The organism is Variovorax sp. P4_D9 (assembly GCF_056401695.1).
Window position 1 is genome coordinate 1 of record NZ_JBFUIU010000617.1, and the last position, 5,373, is coordinate 5,373.

Annotated in this window: 2 protein-coding genes and 2 pseudogenes; 3 read left to right on the plus strand and 1 reads right to left on the minus strand. The window is 64.8% G+C overall.

Annotated elements, in window-relative coordinates; all coding sequences use genetic code 11:
- Positions 1–1,945: PKD domain-containing protein (locus AC1DY5_RS40625; RefSeq protein WP_478120108.1), on the plus strand; the 1,945-nt coding region annotated here is incomplete at its 5' end.
- A 729-nt stretch (positions 1,946–2,674) separates the two neighbouring features.
- Here the strand turns inward: AC1DY5_RS40625 and AC1DY5_RS40630 are convergent.
- Positions 2,675–3,808 (minus strand): annotated as a pseudogene (locus AC1DY5_RS40630) (type I restriction-modification system subunit M); the annotation flags it as partial.
- A 24-nt stretch (positions 3,809–3,832) separates the two neighbouring features.
- On the opposite strand from AC1DY5_RS40630, the gene AC1DY5_RS40635 reads away from it, so the two are divergent.
- Both AC1DY5_RS40635 and AC1DY5_RS40640 read left to right on the plus strand, forming a co-directional pair.
- The gene (locus tag AC1DY5_RS40635; RefSeq protein WP_478120109.1) at positions 3,833–4,444 is read left to right on the plus strand and encodes a hypothetical protein; all 612 of its coding nucleotides are present in this window, start codon (positions 3,833–3,835) and stop codon (positions 4,442–4,444) included.
- Positions 4,441–5,373 (plus strand): annotated as a pseudogene (locus tag AC1DY5_RS40640) (terminase); the annotation flags it as partial. The gene AC1DY5_RS40635 and the pseudogene AC1DY5_RS40640, both read left to right, overlap by 4 nt.

Below are 5,373 nucleotides of genomic sequence, written 5' to 3' on the forward strand. Positions count from 1 at the left end.
TTCCCTCACCGCCTGCGGCGGTGGTGGTAGCGGCAGCGGCGGAGGGCTTGCCCCCATGGCCCTGTCGGCGCCGAATGGCTCCGGCTCCGGCTCCGGCTCGGGCTCGGGCTCGGGCTCGGGCTTGGCGTCGACGTCGACGTCGACCGGCGCTGTGAGCGCGACCGGAAGCGCGAGCGACAGTGGGGCCGGGACCGGCAACGTCGGCCCGGTCGCCGCGGTGAGCACGTCAAGCGGCGCCGAAGCCCCCGTGAAGCTCGCCATGACCTTCGACGGCACGGGCAGTGCGGATGCCGATGGCGATGCCTTGAGCTACCGTTGGACCCTGGCATCGCGCCCTGAGGGCAGCGCCGCGGCACTGGACGCCAGCGCGGGCCCCATAGTGAACCTTACACCCGACGTGCCCGGCGACTTCGTCGTAACCCTTGTGGTCAACGACGGCAAGGTCGACAGCAGTCCGACCTCGGCCACTTTGCGTGCCGTCAATGTCGCGCCCGTGGCCAACGCCGGGTTCGACCGCTCCCTGCAAATCGGCGAAACCGGAGTGCTCGACGGCTCGGCCAGCTCCGATCTCAACGGCGACGCCCTGACCTATGCGTGGTCGGTAACCGCGCGGCCGAGCGGAAGCACGGCCACGGTGACCGATGCCACGCAGGCGTTCGCGCGCTTCGTGCCCGACGTTGCGGGCGACTACACGTTCGGCCTCGTGGTCAATGACGGTGCGTTGGCCAGCGCGCAGGACACCGTGCGGTTGACGGCGGTCGCGAGCGGCTCGAACCGCGCGCCGACGGCTGACGCCGGGATCGATCAGAACGTGCCCATGGGCACGGTCGTCACGTTGGATGGCAGCGCCAGCTCGGATCCCGACGGCAACTCGATCACCTACGTGTGGACGCTGGATTCCAAGCCAGCGAACAGCACGGCAGCCATCGTCGACGCCTCGTCGCCGCGTCCTTCGCTGACACCTGACCAGGCCGGGACGTACATTGCATCGCTCGTGGTCACCGACAGCTCGAATGAGAAGAGCGTCGCCGACCAGGTGGTCGTTACCGTGAACCCGGTGAACAAGAACAATGCCCCCGTTGCGGTGGCTGGCCCCAATCAGAACGTGCTGGTCGGCGCAACCGTTGAACTCGACGGCAGCGGCAGCTTGGATGCCGACGGTGACCTTCTTTCCTACAGCTGGAGCATCACCTCCAAGCCGGCAGGCAGCACGGCTCAGCTCTCCTACATCGATGGCGTGGCTGACGATCCTGCGCCGACCTTCGTGGCCGATGTGCCGGGGGTCTACGTGATCGGGCTCGTCGTCGGCGATGGCAAGGGCTACAGCACGACGCAGGCATCGGTGACGGTGACCGCAGCGCTGGGTAACGTGGCGCCGGTGGCCAGCGCGGGCGATGACGTGTCGACGGTCGTGGGCAGGGCGGTAAACCTCAGCGGCGCGCTAAGCAGCGATGCGAATGTCGGCGACACGCTGACCTATGCGTGGACGCTCGTCAGCCGCCCGGCCGGCAGCGTTGCCGCACCAGTTAATCCGAGCAACGCGACTGCAATGCTGACGCCCGACCTGGCGGGCGTCTATGTCGTCGAACTCGTGGTGTCCGACGGCATGCTCTCGAGTGCCCCCGACAACGTCGTCGTGACCGCCGGCGACCCGAACGTCAACCTAGCGCCTGTCGCGAAGGCCGGACCGCGTCAGCGCAGCGCAATCGGCCAGAGCGTCACGTTGGATGGCTCAAAGAGCTACGACCCGAACGGAACCGCCGTCACGTACACGTGGAAGTTCAAGTCGAAGCCGAAGAAGAGCACGGCGACGCTCCAGGGTGCGACGACCGTCGCGCCGACCTTCGTCCCCGACGTCCGTGGGAACTACGTGGTGCAACTCGTCGTCAGCGACGGGCAGCTCACGAGCGTGGCCAGTTCCGTGATGATCCAGGTCAGGCGCTAGCCTGGATCTTCCGCGAGTCCGCGCGGGGCGGGCCCTCTCCCTGCTAAGACGGGGCGTACTGAGGAGCCCTGTGTAATCGCGGTTCTTCGGCATGTCCCGATGCTTCCACCGGGACAGCTACCCACTCCAGAGAGGGCCAGTCCTCTTCGACGAGTCCGCCGCCTAGTTGGGGCATTGGCGAGTCGGGCCTCCGATAACGCCGATTGAGCACCAGATGACGAAGACGATTTCAAACGGACCCTTCAGGGTCCGTTTGTCGTCCAACCCCCTCTAGGGTTCGCCCGATAGAGAGCCGCCGGGAACAGTCTCGGCCATGGCCTCAATCGCTGCGGGCATGAAGCCTGACGATCGTGGATGCCCGCAGCGGTCGGGGCACCAGGCAGCCGTCCAGTCAGCCGAACTGGCCGAGAAGGTGCGCAAGCTGGAGCGCGAGGTCAGGTCGCTGCGAGCCGCGCATTCTGAAGCCMAGATGACCCTGGCTGGCCTGGAGCCGGTCGCGCTCCTGGGGGGCATCAAGGTATGAGACTTCCGAACTCGCCTGGCCCGGATCTGGACGCACCGAAGTTCGCTTGAGGCTCAAAGGTTCAGAACGGCCATGAGCGGGTATTCGGGCGGCCGCCGCGAACTGCCGCTCTAGACTGTCATCCGCAGGTCAGACAGGAGTCTGATTGTCCGCCCCTACGCCCCCAACGAATAGCAGTCGGTGACACAAGGGACGTTGGCGGTGACTCATGGCAGCAACGGCAGTCCCAGCTCCTTCAAGAAATCGTTGTGCTGCGCTTTGGCCGTCTTGATCTTCTGGGCGGACGCCATCAGTTCTTGGTGGACTGCCTTCAGGTCAATTTCGTCCTGGGCTTCCGCCGTGCTGACGTAGCGAGAAAGGTTCAGGTTGAAGTCGTTCTTCTCGATTTCCTCCGAGCCTACCCTCCTTGAGTAGCGCACTTCTTCCTTGCGGTATTGGTAGGTCTCGATGATTTTGTCGATGTGCTCGGGCAGCAAATAGTTCTGCCGCTTGCCCTTCTCAAAGTGGTCGGCGGCGTTGATGAACAACACGTCGTCCGACTTCTTGCACTTCTTCAGCACCAGGATGCACACCGGAATGCCGGTGGAGAAGAACAGGTTGGCCGGCAGGCCGATCACCGTGTCGATGTGGCCGTCCTTGAGCAGCTTGGTACGAATGCGCGCCTCGGCGCCGCCACGGAACAGCACGCCGTGCGGAAGAATGATGGCCATCACGCCGTCCTGCTTCAGGAAGTGGAAGCCGTGCAGCAGGAAAGCAAAGTCCGCCGCCGACTTGGGCGCCAGGCCGTGGTTCTTGAAGCGCACATCCTCGCCCAGCGCCTCGGTGGGCTCCCAGCGGTAGCTAAAGGGCGGGTTGGCCACCACCGCATCGAATTTCGGCATCTTGGCCGGGTTGGTCTCCCGCAGCATGTCCCATTCGTTAAGCAGGGTGTCGCCGTGGAAGATTTCGAACTCGGAATCCTTCACCCCGTGCAGCAGCATGTTCATGCGAGCCAGGTTGTAGGTGGTGATGTTCTTTTCTTGGCCGTGGATCTTGCCGATGCCATGCGGACCCAGGCGGTGGCGCACATTGAGCAACAGTGAGCCAGATCCGCAGGCCAGATCCATCACACTGTCGAGATGGGAGCGCTTGCCGGTGGCCGGCTCCTGGCTGTCCAGCGTCGCGATGGCCGACAGGATGTCTGAAATGCGCTGAGGGGTGTAGAACTCACCCGCCTTTTTGCCGGAGCCCGAAGCAAACTGGCCGATCAGGTACTCATAGGCATCGCCCAAGGTGTCACTGTCGGTGCTGAACTGCGTCAATCCCTTGGCAATCTCGGCGATGATTTTGCACACTACCGCGCCGGCATCAAAACCCTCCGGCAGATGGCCGCCGAGCACGGCATCAGCCATGGCGCCATCAACAAGCGTTCCAAGGTCAACGGCTGGGAGCGCGACCTCTCCGAGAAGATCCAGCAGAAGGCCGAAGCACTGGTATCCAAGGCACTGGTATCCAACGAGGTATCCACGGAATCCAAGGTTTCCGAGAAGCAGATCATCGACGCCGGAGCCCAGGCCCTCGTCACCGTCCGCCTCTCCCATCGTCGAGACATCCACCGCAGTCGAACCATCCTGATGCGGCTGATGGACGAGCTGGAGCTGCAGGTTGGCCCCGAGAACGTGAGCCTTCTGGAAGCGCTGGGCGAGCTGCTGCGCGCACCCGACGAGAACGGCCAGGACCGCCTCAACGACCTCTACAAGAAGATCATCAGCCTCCCTGGACGCGCCAAGACCATGAAGGACATGGGCGAGACGCTTCGGGTTCTGGTTGCACTGGAGCGCCAGGCTTTCGGCCTCGATGGCGCCGAGAACGATCCGGATGCGCCAGGCGCAGGCAAGGCCCTCACGGACACCGAGCGCGCTGTCCGGCTGTCCCGCTTCATCAACGGCAACCCGGCAGCGCTGGCAGCCATTGCCGCGATGGCAGGCAAGAAGTGAGCAAGCCCCTTGCCGTCACCACCGCGGAAATGCTGGAACTGGTCCAGCACATGGACCCGCATGCGCGCGCCGAGCTGGACGCCATCCTCATGGCCGGCGATGCGCCTATCTGGGTGCCGCAGGACGGCCCGCAGCTGGCCGCCTATCTCTCCATGGCCGACATCGTCTTTTACGGCGGAGCGGCCGGAGGCGGCAAGACCGACCTGCTGATGGGTGTGTCACTCACCACCCAGGAGCACAGCATCCTGTTCCGCCGCGAGGCCGTGCAGCTGGTGGGCATCGAGGAGCGCATGACCAAGATCCTCGGCACGCGCAAGGGCTACAACAGCCAGTCCGGAGTCTGGCGCCTGCCAGGTGACCGCGTGCTCGAGCTGGGCAGCGTCAAGGAACCCGGCGACTGGATCAAGTACCAAGGCCGCCCGCACGACGCCAAGCTATTCGACGAGATCACCCACTTCACCGAAGGGCAGTTCCGCGTCCTGATCGGCTGGCTTCGCACGGACAAGCCCAACATCCGCCAGCGAGTCATCGCTGCCGGCAACCCGCCGACCACCGCCGAGGGCGAATGGGTCAAGCGCTTTTGGGCGCCCTGGCTGGAGCCGAACCACCCGAACCCAGCCAAGCCCGGCGAACTGCGCTGGTACGTGACGAACGAGAAGGGCGAGGACCAGGAGGTTCCCGGGCCCGAGCCCGTGATGGTCGGCGACGAGCTCATGAAGCCCAAGAGCCGCACGTTCATCCCGTCGAGCGTCGAGGACAACCTCTTTCTGCTGTCCACCGGCTACAAGGCAACGCTCCAATCCCTGCCCGAGCCGCTGCGCTCGCAGATGCTGCGCGGCGACTTCCAGGCCGGCGCCGCTGACCCGGCATGGCAGACCATCCCCACCGAATGGGTGAAGGCCGCACAAGCCCGCTGGAAGGCCAAGGAT